Origin of the sequence: Anaerococcus murdochii, assembly GCF_019957155.1 — a bacterium.
GTDB lineage: Bacteria > Bacillota > Clostridia > Tissierellales > Peptoniphilaceae > Anaerococcus > Anaerococcus murdochii.
Window position 1 is genome coordinate 1,734,202 of record NZ_JAIPME010000002.1, and the last position, 15,513, is coordinate 1,749,714.

Annotated in this window: 18 protein-coding genes; all 18 read left to right on the forward strand. The window is 31.6% G+C overall.

Features of this window, described 5'->3' with window-relative positions; translation table 11 throughout:
• Positions 1–11 precede the first annotated feature (11 nt).
• The 18 genes from K8P03_RS08760 to recJ all read left to right on the forward strand — a co-directional run bounded on the left by K8P03_RS08760 (position 12) and on the right by recJ (position 15,510).
• Positions 12–557 carry a DUF6648 family protein gene (locus K8P03_RS08760; protein ID WP_223420308.1) on the forward strand — a complete coding sequence of 182 codons (546 nt, stop codon included), beginning with the start codon at positions 12–14 and terminating at the stop codon, positions 555–557.
• A gap of 1 nt (position 558) precedes the next feature.
• Positions 559–1,515, forward strand: coding sequence for an RluA family pseudouridine synthase (locus tag K8P03_RS08765; protein ID WP_223420309.1), 957 nt, complete (start codon positions 559–561; stop codon positions 1,513–1,515).
• Positions 1,516–1,522: 7 nt separating this feature from the next.
• Positions 1,523–2,422, forward strand: a complete 900-nt coding sequence (locus K8P03_RS08770) for an ROK family protein (RefSeq protein WP_223420310.1) — start codon at positions 1,523–1,525, stop codon at positions 2,420–2,422.
• Positions 2,415–3,110 carry a response regulator transcription factor gene (locus K8P03_RS08775; RefSeq protein ID WP_223420311.1) on the forward strand — a complete coding sequence of 232 codons (696 nt, stop codon included), beginning with the start codon at positions 2,415–2,417 and terminating at the stop codon, positions 3,108–3,110. The genes K8P03_RS08770 and K8P03_RS08775 overlap by 8 nt, the downstream gene beginning before the upstream one ends.
• Positions 3,101–4,567 (forward strand): sensor histidine kinase, encoded by a 1,467-nt coding sequence (locus K8P03_RS08780; protein WP_223420312.1) that lies wholly within the window; start codon positions 3,101–3,103, stop codon positions 4,565–4,567. The genes K8P03_RS08775 and K8P03_RS08780 overlap by 10 nt, the downstream gene beginning before the upstream one ends.
• Positions 4,551–6,035: a hypothetical protein gene (locus tag K8P03_RS08785; protein WP_223420313.1), complete on the forward strand. Its 1,485-nt coding sequence runs from the start codon at positions 4,551–4,553 to the stop codon at positions 6,033–6,035. The genes K8P03_RS08780 and K8P03_RS08785 overlap by 17 nt, the downstream gene beginning before the upstream one ends.
• Positions 6,036–6,082: 47 nt before the next feature.
• Positions 6,083–6,679 (forward strand): RdgB/HAM1 family non-canonical purine NTP pyrophosphatase, encoded by a 597-nt coding sequence (gene rdgB / locus K8P03_RS08790; protein ID WP_223420314.1) that lies wholly within the window; start codon positions 6,083–6,085, stop codon positions 6,677–6,679.
• Positions 6,660–7,130, forward strand: coding sequence for a YfcE family phosphodiesterase (locus K8P03_RS08795; protein ID WP_223420315.1), 471 nt, complete (start codon positions 6,660–6,662; stop codon positions 7,128–7,130). The genes rdgB and K8P03_RS08795 overlap by 20 nt, the downstream gene beginning before the upstream one ends.
• Positions 7,131–7,139: 9 nt before the next feature.
• A complete protein-coding gene (locus K8P03_RS08800) occupies positions 7,140–7,541 on the forward strand; it encodes a hypothetical protein (RefSeq protein ID WP_223420316.1) in 402 nt (133 codons plus the stop codon).
• Complete coding sequence (locus K8P03_RS08805) at positions 7,541–8,278, forward strand: HAD family hydrolase (RefSeq protein ID WP_223420317.1); 738 nt, start codon at positions 7,541–7,543, stop codon at positions 8,276–8,278. The genes K8P03_RS08800 and K8P03_RS08805 overlap by 1 nt, the downstream gene beginning before the upstream one ends.
• A 185-nt stretch (positions 8,279–8,463) precedes the next feature.
• Positions 8,464–9,177 carry a hypothetical protein gene (locus K8P03_RS08810; RefSeq protein WP_223420318.1) on the forward strand — a complete coding sequence of 238 codons (714 nt, stop codon included), beginning with the start codon at positions 8,464–8,466 and terminating at the stop codon, positions 9,175–9,177.
• Positions 9,178–9,204: 27 nt separating this feature from the next.
• Positions 9,205–9,699, forward strand: coding sequence for a crossover junction endodeoxyribonuclease RuvC (gene ruvC / locus K8P03_RS08815; protein ID WP_223420319.1), 495 nt, complete (start codon positions 9,205–9,207; stop codon positions 9,697–9,699).
• Positions 9,699–10,289, forward strand: a complete 591-nt coding sequence (gene ruvA, locus K8P03_RS08820) for a Holliday junction branch migration protein RuvA (RefSeq protein ID WP_223420320.1) — start codon at positions 9,699–9,701, stop codon at positions 10,287–10,289. Before ruvC ends, ruvA begins: the two co-directional genes overlap by 1 nt.
• Before the next feature lie 8 nt (positions 10,290–10,297).
• Positions 10,298–11,305 carry a Holliday junction branch migration DNA helicase RuvB gene (gene ruvB, locus K8P03_RS08825; RefSeq protein ID WP_223420321.1) on the forward strand — a complete coding sequence of 336 codons (1,008 nt, stop codon included), beginning with the start codon at positions 10,298–10,300 and terminating at the stop codon, positions 11,303–11,305.
• Positions 11,306–12,328, forward strand: coding sequence for a tRNA preQ1(34) S-adenosylmethionine ribosyltransferase-isomerase QueA (gene queA, locus K8P03_RS08830; protein WP_223420322.1), 1,023 nt, complete (start codon positions 11,306–11,308; stop codon positions 12,326–12,328).
• Between the two features lie 8 nt (positions 12,329–12,336).
• A complete protein-coding gene (gene tgt, locus K8P03_RS08835) occupies positions 12,337–13,455 on the forward strand; it encodes a tRNA guanosine(34) transglycosylase Tgt (RefSeq protein WP_223420323.1) in 1,119 nt (372 codons plus the stop codon).
• On the forward strand, positions 13,455–13,715 hold the full coding sequence (locus K8P03_RS08840; protein ID WP_223420324.1) for a preprotein translocase subunit YajC: 261 nt from the start codon (positions 13,455–13,457) through the stop codon (positions 13,713–13,715). The genes tgt and K8P03_RS08840 overlap by 1 nt, the downstream gene beginning before the upstream one ends.
• Before the next feature lie 64 nt (positions 13,716–13,779).
• Positions 13,780–15,510 (forward strand): single-stranded-DNA-specific exonuclease RecJ, encoded by a 1,731-nt coding sequence (gene recJ, locus K8P03_RS08845; protein ID WP_223420325.1) that lies wholly within the window; start codon positions 13,780–13,782, stop codon positions 15,508–15,510.
• Positions 15,511–15,513: the final 3 nt, after the last annotated feature.

Below are 15,513 nucleotides of genomic sequence, written 5' to 3' on the forward strand. Positions count from 1 at the left end.
GGTTTTTTATTATGATAGTAGAAAAGCAAAAATTAAATTTATTTGAAGAATGGAGAATTGAATCTATTGATTTATTAACTGATAAAAAGATAGACAAGGATGAGTTTTTAAAAAGGAATTATAACTTTATTATTAATTTGGGCTTAAAGCCTTTTTCTAATATTAGAGACCTCGATGAAGCTATATATAATTATCAGTATTATAATATAATGGCTAAGTTTGCTAATGCGAAGGCTTTCTTGTGCCAAAATTCACCGAAGAAGAAAAAAATTCACACAAGACTCATTAATGATAGGGAAAATTTTTATTATCTGAAAGATTTGGCAACTGAATCTTTAATTGATATGGTTGGACCTGAAGATATTGAATCTTATTTTATAAGCTTAAAATCAAAAAGACTTACCGGTGAGATATTTGAAATACAGGTAAAATCTTGCAATAAACTAATACTTCATTCTAAGAATAAAAAAATACTAAATAAATTAAGGCAAAAAAAAGTTTTTTGCGAAGAAGTCAGAGAATCTTTAATAGATTCTTATGTAAATAGAAGTTTTTAAAATGATAGAAATAATTGTAAGCAAAAATCAAAGTGACCAAAGGTTCGATAGGTTTTTAAGAAAATACTTTGAGAATGCACCACTTTCTGTAATTTCAAAAAATATCAGAAAAAAGAATTTTAAAATTAATGACAAAAGAGCTAAGAATAATGATTTCGTCTATGAAGGAGATGTAGTTAAGATGTATATCTCAGACGAAGATTACAACAAATGGCTAACAAAAATTGATTTTGTACCTGGAGATTTCTATTTGGATATAGTCTATGAAGATGATAATATTATCATCATGGATAAAGACTATGGCGAATTAACACACGCAGCAAGTAAGGCTGACTATGGAAATAACCTTGTTGATAAGATGCTATCTTACCTTTATAAGACCAGATCTTTTGATATGTCTGATAAGACCTTTAAGCCTGCTGTTGTAAATAGGCTCGATAGGAATACGGCTGGGCTGGTAATTGGTGCAAAAAATAGTAAGACACTAAGAAGCTTAAATAAGGCAATAAGAGAAAATAGAATTGATAAATACTATTTGACCATAGTATCTGGAAGGGTAGATCAAGATTTTAAAATTGATAGTGTCATTTCTAAAAATGAAAATAAGAACAAGGTTAAAAAAAGTAAAGATGGTAAGGAAATACTTACATATTTTAAGGCTTTAGAGACAAATGACAGGTATTCTTTCTTAGAATGTAAGTTAATTACCGGTAGGACCCATCAGATAAGATACTCACTAAAGGAAAACGGCACTCCTATACTTGGCGATAGGAAGTATGGCGATAGGACAGTTAATAAAGAAGTTAAGGATATATTTGGAATTAATAACCATATACTTCTAGCTTATAAACTAATTTTCCCAGAGATTGAGGGCCTAGAGTATCTAAAGGATAAAGAATTTCTATCAGATAAGTATGATGATATGATAGAATTTAAAGAAAAAATAATGAGTAAATGAGGAAAAAATGGCAAAAGTAATTGGAATTGATATAGGTGGAACAAAAATAAATGCATGCTTAGTAGATGAAGAAGGCAATATTATTGAAAGGCACATGATGGATACAGAAGCTAACAAGGGTAGGGATATAGTTCTTGAAAATATTAAGAAGGCTATCCATAGTCTTTCATATGAAAAAGCTAGTGCTATTGGAATAGGCACACCTGGCTTCATAGATTCTGAAAGAGGTATTGTCACATTTGCTGGAAATATCAATGGATGGACTGGTCTTAACCTTAAAGAAGCAATAGAGTCATATATGGAAATTCCAGTATTTGTTGAAAATGATGCTAATATAGCCCTAGTAGCGGAGAAGTGGATCGGAGCTTGCAAGGACTGCGAAAATGTAGTTATGATTACACTGGGTACAGGACTAGGTGGAGCTATAATAACAAAAGACGGTGGCCTACTTTCAGGAGCACATTTCCAAGGTGCTGAACTTGGCCATATGATGCTTCATCCAGGTGGAAACTATTGTACTTGTGGACAGTATGGATGTGCTGAAGCCTATTGCGCAGGTCCAGCCATAAGTGAAGATTATTTTAGATTAACAGGCAAAAGACTTACTGGAAAGGAAATATTCGGACTCGTTGATGAAGATGAAAAGGCTAAGGAAGTTTTAGAAAATTACCAATCAAACCTTGCATATTTTTTAACATCTCTTAGAAATATTTTTGACCCTGAAGCAATAGTTATTGGCGGGGGAATTATAAATTCAAAAGATATTTGGTGGGATGGAACTATTGAAAAATTCAAATCTTACTGTAATAAACCATACAATATTGATATTAGACCAGCAGAATTTTTAAATGATGCAGGTGTTATTGGTGCTGCAAAGATTGCCTTTGAGAGGATGGATAATGAATAATAAAATCTTGATTCTAGATGATGAAGATCCAATAAGACAATTTATGAAAATAAACCTTGACTATCAAGGTTATCAAACCGTTGAAGCATCAAGTGGTGAAGAAGCACTTAGAATTTTTGAAGAAGAAAAACCTGCAGTAGCTATTTTAGATATCATGCTTCCAGGCATAAGCGGTTATGAAGTTTGTGAGAAAATACGTGATAAATCTCCTATGACAGGAATCATTATGGTTTCAGCTAAAAGTCAGGATATTGATAAGATTTTGGGGCTTGAAAAGGGTGCTGATGATTATATTATAAAGCCTTTTAACCCTCAGGAGTTAATTTTAAGGGTGAAATCTTTGATGAGAAGAGTCAATTTAAATCCTGCTGGAGAAAGCAGCGATGAAGTAAAAAGTCTTACAGACGGCCCATTTACCTTAGATATTTATTCTAAAACATTTTTCAAAAATGACCAGGAAATAGATGTTACTCCAACAGAATTTACAATCCTAGAGTATTTTATAAAAAATAAAGGTAAAGCAATGACTAGGGATGAAATAATGAAAGAGACATGGGGCGATAATTACAGCAATGATACAAAAATTGTCGACGTAAACATAAGAAGGATAAGAGCTAAAATTGAAGAAAATCCTGCAAAACCAGAATATATAGAAACCGTTTGGGGAACCGGATATAGATGGAAATAGGAAAAAGCTTTAAAAAAACTACAGAAACAACTAAAAATTTAATTGGGTCAAAAAGCATTAAATATACTGTAATAAAGATAATAATGCTTTTTGTACTCACAATTGTAATTGGCTTTGAGATTTTTGCCTACAATTCAATTAAAAATTATTATGAATCATCCCTAATTTCGTCAATGAAAAACCAAGCGAGAATTAGTCAGCTTCAGTATTCTTCATATATGTCAAGGTATGATCTTCAGGAAGTAATAATAGGAGATAAAAATCTTTTTTATAGGCAAAACGATAGCCAAGTTCAAATCCTTGACAACTCAGGTGTTGTTTTGTTTGATTCAATCGCTTCTTCTGAAATTGGTTCTATACTGAATACAAAGGACATAATAGAAGCCAGGGAAGGTGGAACTGGCATAAATAAAGATACTAATATAGACTCTAAAGAACAGGTTTTATCAATATCCTACCCATTAAAGGCATCTGACCAACAAGTTGGTATTCTTAGGTTAACTAGTTCTATGGATAGGGTAAATAAACAAATTAATAAGGATGCATTTATATATCTTTTATTTGGAATTATTATAAGTATATTAGCCCTGCTAGTTTCATTTATAGCTGCAAAAAGTTTTATACAACCAATTAAAGAATTGATTGGTGTATCAGAAGTACTTGCCCAAGGAGATTATACAATTAAGGCTGATGACTCAAGGGAAGATGAGATTGCTGAATTAGCTTCAACCATCAACCTATTGAGTGAAAATGTAGTCAAGAGAGAAGATATGAAAAATGAATTTATATCTTCTGTTTCTCATGAATTAAGGACACCTTTAACATCAATTAAAGGATGGGCTATAACTCTACAATCAGAAACTATTCAAAAAGATCCAGATATGGTTAGCCAAGGCCTAAAGATTATAGAATCAGAAGGAGATAGGCTTTCTATGATGGTTGAAGACTTACTAGACTTCTCAAGGATATCTTCAAGTACTTTTAAATATGAAAAAGAAAAAATTGATATAGTGGATTTAGTTAAACAAGTGCACACTCAACTTTTACCAAGATGCCAATCAGATGGAATCAAATTTACTTTTACAACTTATTATAAATCTTTATTTATAAATGCGGATACAAATAGGATGAAAGAAGTATTTATAAATATTATTGATAATGCTATTAAGTTTACAGATTTAGGCGGAAATATAGATATTGTTATAGATTTAAATGATAATGATATCGAAATAAGCATTAAAGATGATGGAGAAGGGATAAAGGAAGATGAAATTGCTTTTGTAGCAAGTAAGTTTTATAAAGGGTCTTCATCAAAGTCTCAAACAGGTTTGGGGCTTTCTATTTGTGAAGAAATTGTAAAAGCCCATGACGGTAAACTTATCATAAAGTCCAAGTATGGTATGGGTACTGTCGTAAGCGTAGTATTACCGAGGTTAGAAGATGAAAAGACTATTTAAACTATTAATAATATTTACTCTTGCAATAATTTTTTCATCATGTGTAAATGCTTATAAAGATGATCTTAGTGATTTAATTCAAACGCCTAAGCAAAATAATCCGATAATTGAGGGAACTTGGGAAGTAGTAGAAGTTAAGGGAAATAACTCAGAGGATAAGTCTAATAATATAAAATTAGGCGATAAATTATATGTAAATAAAAATTTAGTTGCCATAAATGATTCCTATGCTTTTCCTCCAAGCTTTTCATCTAAGTATGTAAAATTATCAGATTATTTAAAAAATAGGGGAATAGATACCAAGGCTGATTTTAAAGATAGAAATGTCATAGTTATTAACGCTTCTCAGGGGCAATTATTTTCAAGGGATTTAATAATTACTGGTGATAAGTATTTATTTTTGATTAAAGACGAAAATATTATAAGTCTTAAAAAAATTTCTGATAAGGTTGACTCTAAAGTCCAAGATACTTACGCTAAACTCGCTTCTAAAGAGAGGATTACTACTGATGATGGGGAAGATATAGCCGAGGATTTATCTCTTCTCCTAGGCGTAAGAGAAAGGGTAGATCCTGAAAGCGATGATCCTATTTATAAGTATTACACATATTTAATAAGGGTAGAACCAGATGATACAATTAAGTATCAAAAAGCGGAGGATATCTTTATTAGAAACCAAGACGAATATTGGAGAGTATCTCTAGATATAAATAATTTTACTGATTTATATGATGAAATAAGGGCTTATCCTGTAAAGGTTAAAGAAAAAGAAAATGATGAGCTTCTTTTAAAAAATTACACTTTTAAGGATATAAATCTAAATATGAGACTTAACTTCATATCAAAGGATTTTATTTCAATAGATTATACCAATAATGATGATTCTAATCCTATTAGAAAATATGCCTTAATGGAAACAAATAATATAGCAGATAATAAGTTTATGTCAATTGAAGAATTTACTGGGGAAGACCAAAGTGACTTAATTTTTAAAGAGAAGGTTAAAGATGAAATAAACAAAAACTTCCCAAAAACCGATGTTAATGATATAAAAGTTGATAATACTAACTTCGGTATCGTAAGAAATCAAGGGATATGGACATTCCAATCTTCAATTTTTAAAGGGAATGGAGATGAGTTTGTTCAAAATTTCTTTAATGTTGATATAGCGATTGGAGATTCTATTTTAAATCCTGGTAATCAAATTATCAATAGAGATCAGGTCTTTAATATCAATACACAATTTAAGGATTATTTGGTTTTAGCCAACCAAAGATATATCCTAATTCAAACACCAGATGAAATATTAATCCATAGGATAAAGGATGGGATAATAGAAAAAACACCTGTCTATGCCATTGCAACAAGAGTGCCAGCTACAATTGTTAGTGTTGACCAATATTTAGGTTCTAATGCAACAGATGTAGAAAAGGCATTTGAAAAGTATAATTATATAATAGGAAAATAAGATTGACTTACTCATTCATTATTTGATATTATTTAATAGGAGATAGTATGGAACTAGTTTTTGCAAGTAACAATATAAATAAATTAGAACAAGTAAAATTACTTTTAGATAACGATAAAGTACTTATGCCAAAAGATATTGGTATTGAAGGCTTTGATGTTATTGAAGATGGACATACTCTTAAAGAAAATGCCTTTAAAAAAGCAAATGAACTATATAAATCATGCAAGAAAAGAGTTTTTTCTGATGATACAGGTCTTTTTGTAAAGGCGCTTGATAATAGGCCTGGCATATATGCTCATAGGTATGCAGGCGAAGATGCCACAGATAAGGATAATAGGGATAAGCTTTTAGATGAATTATCAGATAAGGCTAACCGAGATGCCTATTTTTTAACAGTAATTTGTTTTATTGATGAAGATGGCAAAGACTATTATTTCGAGGGAAGACTTGATGGTACAATCTCTGAGATTGAACTTGGAGATGGCGGATTTGGATATGATAAGATTTTTTATGTCAAAAAATACGAAAAAAGCCTAGGACAAATGGATATAAATTTTAAAAACCAAATAAGTCATAGAGGCCTTGCTATGAAGGAATTTAAAAAGTTTCTGGAAGATAAATATGAAAATCTTAATAACTAGTGATACCCATGGTTATTATGGAAGGATTTCTGATTTAATATTAAACCATGGTGACTTTGATCTTATGATTCATGCTGGTGATGGTGTAGAAGATTGTAAGAATATAAATTACGAAACTGGTATAGACTATTATGTTGTGAAGGGAAATAATGATTTTTTCTCAAATGAACCCTATAATAAGATTATAGAAATTGCTGGTTATAAAATTTTTTTAACCCATGGGCATAAGGAACATGTGGATTTTTCTATGGATGATCTTATTGAAAAATCAAAATCATTTGGGTGTGATATAGCTATATTTGGTCATATCCATAGGTATGTTAATATAAATAAGTCAGGGATACTGATTTTGAATCCAGGATCACCATTTCTACCAAGAGATGGAGCTCCTTCTGCAATGATTATGACTATAGATGATGACCTTAAAATAGATAAAGTCTTATTAGACTAAGGAGATAAGATGAGTGGATTAATTAATTTAATAAGTGAATATTCTTCAAGACTTGCGATATTACCAATCCTAGTCCTTATGAATGCGATTATCACAATCATAATTCATTTTATTAATAGAAAAAAGATACTTAAATTTTTGCCATCACTAATAATAGGCATTGCAGCCTTAGTTGTAGGAATTTATTCTATAACTATTTTTAATACACCGATGGGACTTAATACTGCTTGGATTGCTGTATTTTTAGGTTCTGCAGCCTTAGTTGGTGTTTGCGTAGGTTTTATTATTGATCTTATCATATCAATAAAGAGAAATATGGGATTTAATGAAGAAAAATCTGCAAATAATCATGTTAAAAAATATTTAAATGAAGATAAAGCGTTTAAGGCTAAAAGAAAAAGGAAAAAATGATGACTAAAGCAGCTTTTTTTGATATAGATGGAACACTTTTTAGGAATTCCTTGCTCATTGAGCATTTTTTAAAACTAGTAGATGCAGGAATTCTTGATAGAAAAATTTGGACTGATGAGATAGGTCCTCTATATAGTAAGTATGAAAATAGGTTTGGAGCTTATGAAGATTATTTAAACAAATCTGCTTTGGCCTATCAAAAAGCTATGATTGGTCTCGACAAAGAAATTGTTGATAAGTATGCCCAAATAGTACTTGCAGAGAATAAGGATAAGGTTTATAACGTAACCAGAAATGCTGTAAAAAAGCATATAGAAGAAGGATGCTTAATCTTTTTTATTTCTGGATCTCCAGACTTTTTGGTGGATGATTTTTCAAAGCTTTATAAGGCTACAGATTCTATATCAACCACCTATGTTTTTGATGAAAATAATAAATTTACTGGTAAAGTAATACCTATGTGGGATGGGGAAAGTAAATTAGGGGCTGTTGGTAAGCTTAAGGAAAAATATGATATTGACCTAAATAAATCCTATGCTTATGGGGATACAAATGGTGACATCACAATGTTTGACCTTGTTGGTAATCCTCATGCTATAAACCCATCTTTTGAATTAATCGAGAATTTATACAAGAATGAAGATTTAAGAAAAAAAGCCATTATAAATATAGAAAGAAAAGATGTTAATTATAATTTTGCTCTAAAAGATTTATCTGTAGAATTTTTCAAATTCTAAAAATATTTTTAATGAATTTTTTTAAAAAATAATCATTCTCAAAAGCTAAAACATCTAGGAGATATTCATTAATTAATTATTAATGAATATTTTTACCGCTAATTTAGCTTTTTTTATTTCTTATGGCAAATAAATCTAAATAAAAGACTTCGTTTTTATGTTAAAATAGTAGTCGAGGTAGAATAATGAAGGCAGAATTAAGGAATCCTATTCCAGTAATTGAAAAACTTGAATATAATTATTTAGTAGATGAAGATATATACTCATTAAATACCCTTATGTCTTTGTTATACGACAGAAATTTTATGAATTTCTCTAAGCACTCCTATTATGTTAAGGATTATTGCTTCAGGAATCTAAAAAAATATTTCTGGAACCTAGTAGATATTGACGAAATAATCAATAGTCTTAGTAGAAATATAGGTGGAGATATAGATAGGTATGAATATTTAATATCTATTAAGGCTCAATACAGAGCTTTTAGGTCGAAAAAAGCAGTTGATAAATTAGAATTTTTGTTAATTGAAGCTTTTGGGGTAGACTTTCTTCTTGATGGATCAAATATTTATTATAATAGGGAAGATAGGGATATTGTAAAAATAGGGAAAGCCATGAAAGATGTAATTTTCTCCAATAGAGAATTGGTTGCTTCTTTGAGACGTGACTTATATAATTTTGCTGATCTCTGCCTAAAGAAAAAGATCTATGCTATAGATATGTTGACACATAAACAGTTAACTTTTAACAAAGAAAGTATTTTTACAGAAGATATTACTACAAAACAAACTCAAAAAATATATGAAAAGACAATCAACTACCTTTATAGGTCCATAGTTGATACATATGCTGAGTATTATTATAGGGGTTTGATAAAAGAAGTATTTGAAAGGTATCAATAGGGCTAAATAAGCCCTTTTTTATTGGTTATGATAATTTTAGGAATAGATCCAGGTATAGCCATTATGGGCTATGGCGTGGTTGAATTTAAATCAAATAAGGTTAAAGTATTAGAAAATGGTGTGGTTACAACATCATCTAAGACCAGGACCCCTGAAAGACTTAAGATTTTATATGATCATTTGGATAAGATTATTAAGGAATACAAACCAGATGAATTTGCTATTGAGGAGTTGTTTTTCAATCAAAATGTTAAAACAGCTATTACAGTAGGTCATGCTAGGGGTGTTCAAGTTTTGTGCGCCCAAGATAACGGCTTAGATATATTCGAATACACACCTCTACAAATTAAGCAAGCTATAACTGGTTATGGGAGGGCGAGTAAACAGCAAATGCAATTAACAATTACTACTCTTCTTAACCTAAAGAAAATACCTAAGCCTGATGATGCTGCAGACGCCTTATCGGTTGCCCTTTGTCATGTGCTTAGCCAAAGATTTAAAGAACAGTATAGGATGAATTAATGATTTCATACATAAAAGGTGATGTTAAGGAAATTAGTGAAGAGGGATTTGTTATAGAAAATAACAATATAGGTTATTTTATAAATTCTACTCTCACAAGTCTTTCAAACATCCAAATAAACAACGAATACAAAATTTATACATCAATGCAGGTAAGGGAAGATGATATTTCTATCTATGGATTTTATTCCAAAGAAGAATTAGAAATGTTTCTGCTTTTAATTTCTGTATCAAGTATAGGCCCAAAGATTGCCCTAGGCATGCTCTCATCAATAAGTTCTGATGAGATTAAGTTAGCAATTGTTAATAATGATATAGATAAGCTTACAAAAGCTAAGGGAATTGGAAAGAAAACTGCATCAAGGATTATCCTTGAATTGGTTGATAAAGTTAAGAAAATGGCTCTTCCAGATGCAAATAAGATAGAACAAGTTAGTCCAGTTGAAAACGACAATTTAGGTGTTGCTCGAGATGCTCTTAAGAACTTAGGCTATATGGAAAATGATATAGCAAGGGTCTTAAGTGAATTAAGAGATGCTGACCTAAACCTTGAAGCTTTGATTAAAGAAAGTTTAAAAAGACTCATTTAGGTGGATAAATGTTTGACGAAAATACAAGAATAGTAGGTTCTAACGAGCAAATCGAAGACCTAAAACAAGAAAATTCCATAAGACCAAGGTGGCTAAAGGACTATATTGGTCAAGATAAAGCCAAAGAAAAGCTTGATATTTTTATAAAGTCTTCTCTTTCAAGAAAAGAACCCCTTGACCATGTCTTACTCCAAGGACCTCCAGGTTTAGGTAAGACAACACTTTCAACTATAATTGCCAATGAACTTGGGGTAAATTTACGTGTTACAAGTGGACCTGCCATAGAAAGGCCATCTGACCTTGCATCAATTCTTACAAATCTTGCTGAAGGCGATGTTTTATTTATCGATGAAATCCATAGGATTAATAGATCAGTAGAAGAAATATTGTATTCAGCTATGGAAGACTTTGTCCTTGATATTATTGTAGGAAAGGGCCCGAATGCCCAATCAATAAGAATTGACCTAGAAAAATTCACTCTTATAGGTGCAACTACAAGGGCAGGTATGCTTTCAGCCCCACTTAGAGATAGGTTTGGAGTTCTTTTATCCTTGAACTTATACGATAGCAAAGACCTAACAACTATTGTTAAGAGGTCTGCAAGTATTTTAGACATACCAATAGATGATAAAGGTGCGGTTGAGATTGCAAAAAGATCTAGGGGAACACCTAGGATTGCCAATAGGTTATTAAAAAGAGTTAGGGATTACGCCATAGTTAAGGCAGATGATAAGATTGATTATGAGACAAGCAAGAAGGGACTAGAACTTCTTGAAATTGACCCAATGGGTCTTGATACTATGGATAAGAAAATTATACTTACAATGTATGAAAACTTTGCAGGTGGTCCAGTTGGTGTGGATACAATAGCTGCATCTACCGGTATAGAAAATGTAACAATTGAGGATGTCTATGAGCCTTATTTACTTCAGATAGGCTTTATATCAAGGACACCAAGGGGTAGAATTTTGACTAGAAAAGCCTATGAGCACTATGGCTTAAAATATGAGGATTAGATGAGAACAAGCGAATTTGATTATTATTTACCAGAAGAATTAATAGCCCAACATCCAACCAGCAAAAGAGATGAAGCTAGGATGATGGTCTTAGATAAAATTACAGGGGAAAGGCAAGATAAGTATTTTTATAATATTATAGACTTCCTTAAACCAGGTGATGTACTTGTATTGAATGATACAAGGGTAATACCTGCTAGGCTTTTTGGCCATAGACCTGAAAAAGAAGAGAAAATTGAGGTATTTTTATTAAATAATACCGAAGGCTCAAAATGGGAAGTCCTTGTCAGACCAGGCAAGAAGATGAAAATCGGAACAGAAGTAATATTTTCCGATGAACTTTCTTGCAAAGTTATTGATATAAAAGAAGATGGCAATAGGATTGTAGAATTTTATTTTGAAGGAATTTTTGGTGAAATTCTTGATAGACTTGGGAATATGCCTCTTCCACCATATATAAAAGAAAAACTTAAAGATAATGAAGATTACCAAACAGTTTATTCAAAAAATCCTGGTTCTGTGGCAGCACCAACCGCTGGTCTTCATTTTACCAAAGAATTATTAGAAGAAATCGAAGCTAAGGGTGTTAAGCTTGCTTATTTAACTTTAGATGTAGGCCTAGGTACCTTTAGACCAGTAAATGAAGATGAAATTACTGACCATAAGATGCATTCTGAGTTTTATACCCTTAGCGAAGAGACAGCTGAAATTTTAAATGCTGCTAAAAATGAGGGGAGGAGAATAATTGCAGTAGGAACTACTTCAATTAGGACTTTGGAATCTGTATATAAGAAAAACAACAAGATTTGTGCTGATTCAGGATGGACAGATATATTTATCTATCCTGGATTTGAATTTAAAGTGGTTGATGCGATTATAACTAATTTCCACCTACCGAAATCAACTTTAATTATGCTAATCGCTGCCTTTACAAGTAAGGATATAATTTTAGATGCTTATAATGATGCTGTTAGCAAGAAATATAGATTTTTCTCCTTTGGAGACTGCATGTTCATTAAATAGGAGGATAAATGCCTTTAAAATACGAATTGATAAAAAAAGATAAATACACAAATGCTAGAGTTGGTGTCATTCACACTGCTAGTGGTGACATACCAACACCAATCTTTATGCCAGTAGGAACTGTTGGAACTGTTAAAACAATGACGGTCGATGATCTAAAGGAAATGGGAGCTAAGATTATCCTTGGTAATACCTACCACCTATATTTAAAACCAGGTATGGATATTATGAAAAAGGCTGGTGGTCTCCATAAATTCATGAACTGGGATAGACCCATCCTTACAGATTCTGGCGGATTCCAGGTTTTTTCTCTAGCAGACAATAGGAAGATAAGTGAAGATGGAGTTATGTTTAGGTCTCACATTGATGGGTCCAAACACTTTTTTACACCAGAAAAATCAATAGAAATTCAAAATGACATCCATTCAGATATAATGATGAGTTTTGATGAGTGTGTAGATGCCAATGCTAGCTATGATTATGTAAAAAATTCTATGGAAAGAACCCTTAGATGGGCAAAAAGAGGTCTTGACTATCATAAGGCAAATTCTCATCCTGATCAATCTCTTTTTGGAATCGTCCAAGGCGGGATGTTTAAAGACTTAAGAGAGATTTCTGCAAGAGAGACTGTAGCTATGGACTTTGATGGATATTCGATTGGCGGCCTTTCAGTTGGCGAAACAAAAGAAGAAATGATAGATATACTTAATTTCACAACTCCACTTCTTCCTGAAGATAAGCCAAGATACAACATGGGTGTAGGTACACCAGATTATCTTTTTGAGTCATTTGAGGCTGGAATTGATATGGCTGACTGCGTTCTTCCAACAAGAATAGCTAGAAATGGTACTGCTCTTACATCAGAGGGAAGGGTTGTTATCAAGAATGCAACCTACAAGGAAGATTTTTCCCCACTTGATCCTGAGTGTGATTGTTACACATGTTCTAATTATTCCAGGGCCTACCTAAGACATTTGGTAAATGCAAAAGAGATTTTGGGAGCAAGACTTCTTTCTTACCACAATTTATATTTCTTATTAAAGATGTGTGAAAATATCAGAGAAGCCATAATGAATGATTCATTCTTAGATTATAAAAAAGAATTTTACGAAAAATACGGTTATTAATGAAACTAGAATATATAATTTTAATTATCTTAGCAGTAGGGTTTTATTACACAAATATACTAGAATTTAGGAAAGAAAAGAATAGAGAAAATTTTATTAATGACAATCTAAAAATATCTTCAAAAGTTATTACAAGATCAGGGATCCTTGGCTATGTAACAAATATTAATAAAAATGAAGTTACTATAGTAACAGGTGAAGTTGAAAAACCGTCATATCTGATTATTGAAAAATCATATATAGAAAATATTTTGGAATAGAGGCCTAGGCCTCTTTTTCTTTATAAATCTTTATTAAAGAGTATAATTTACTTGAAAGGAAGATATGGCAAACTGGTTTATTTATAACAAAAAACAAAATTATATAAACAATCTTAAGCTGGGAAATATCTCTAAACTTGATGCCCTTGTTTTGGGAAATAGAGATATTATTGACCCAGCAAAGGTAGATATGTATTTAAATCCCGAATTATCAAAGCTCCATGATCCTTTTTTATTAAATGACATGGATATGGCTGTAGATTTGATTATTGAAACCATGAAAAAAGGTGGGGAGATAAGAATATTTGGAGATTATGACCAAGACGGCATAGCGTCAGTAATGACTCTGATGGATGGTCTTTTATTTTATTATGACAATATTTCTTATGACATTCCGCATAGGGTCGAAGAAGGCTATGGGATATCTTCAAAAATGAGCGATCAAGCCATCCAAGATAAAGTTTCATTAGTAATTACCTGTGATAATGGTATTACGGGATTTGATCAAATTGATAACCTAAAAGAAGCAGGAATTAATGTCATAGTTACTGACCACCATCAAATTCAAAAAGAAGAAAATGATGAATGGCTTGATCAAATACTCCCAAATGCTGATGCTGTTATCAATCCTAAAAGACTTGATTCTACTTATCCATTTGATGACTTATGTGGAGCAGGTGTTAGTTTTAAATTAATTCAAGGACTTTATCAAAGACTTGACGGTGATGAATATTATTTATATTCCCTATTAGAATATGTGGCTATGGGCACAGTTTGTGATATCGTTTCACTTACAGATGAAAATAGGATTTTTGTCATAGAAGGTCTTAAGAGATTAAATGAGACAGAAAAAATTGGTCTAAGGGCACTTCTCGATGAAACTGGTTGGGATAGGGAAATTGATGAATACACTCTTGGATTTATACTAGGACCTCTTATGAATTCTACTGGCAGATTAAAAAGTGCAAAACTTGCCATAGACCTACTTGTAGAAGAAGATATAGATAAAATATATGAAATGGCAAGGGACTTAGTTAAACTTAACAACGAGAGAAAATCCTTAACTGAAACTGCCTATAATACGGCTGTTGAAATTATAAATGAAAATTCCTATGATAAGGACGATGTAATCATAGTATATGCTCCAGATATAAATGAATCCATTTGTGGTATTGTAGCAGGTAGAATTAAGGAAAAATATTTTAGACCAACAATAATACTTACAAACGCTAAGGAAGAAGGTCTTGCTAAAGGGTCCGGTAGATCAATTCCTGCTTACAATATGTATGATAAAATAAGTCCTTATGCTGATAAACTTGAGTCATTTGGAGGTCATCCTATGGCTTGCGGCTTATCGATAAGTATCAAAAAAATAGATGAATTTAGGAAATTTTTAAACGAAAATTCAAAGTTATCAAAGGCTGATAAAGAAGATTATATAAATATTGACACTCAAATTCCTATTTCTAAGCTCTCTTTAGAATTTGCGGAAAGTCTAGACAGATTTAAACCTTTTGGGAAAGATAATTCTAGACCGGTTTTTGCAAATAAAGGTGTAGATATTGCAGCAATATCTTTGATTGGTAAAGATAAAAATACCTTAAGATTATCCTTGTTTCAGAATGGAACTTACTACAATGCTATTAAATTTCAGGCGGAAGATGATTATAATTACTTAAAAGAGAAATTTAATGGAGATATTCTAGGCAAAAAAATTGATATTGTTTACTATCCAGATGTGAATGAATTTAGGGGAAATAGAACCCTTCAACTAAAATTAATTGATATTAGGTGATTT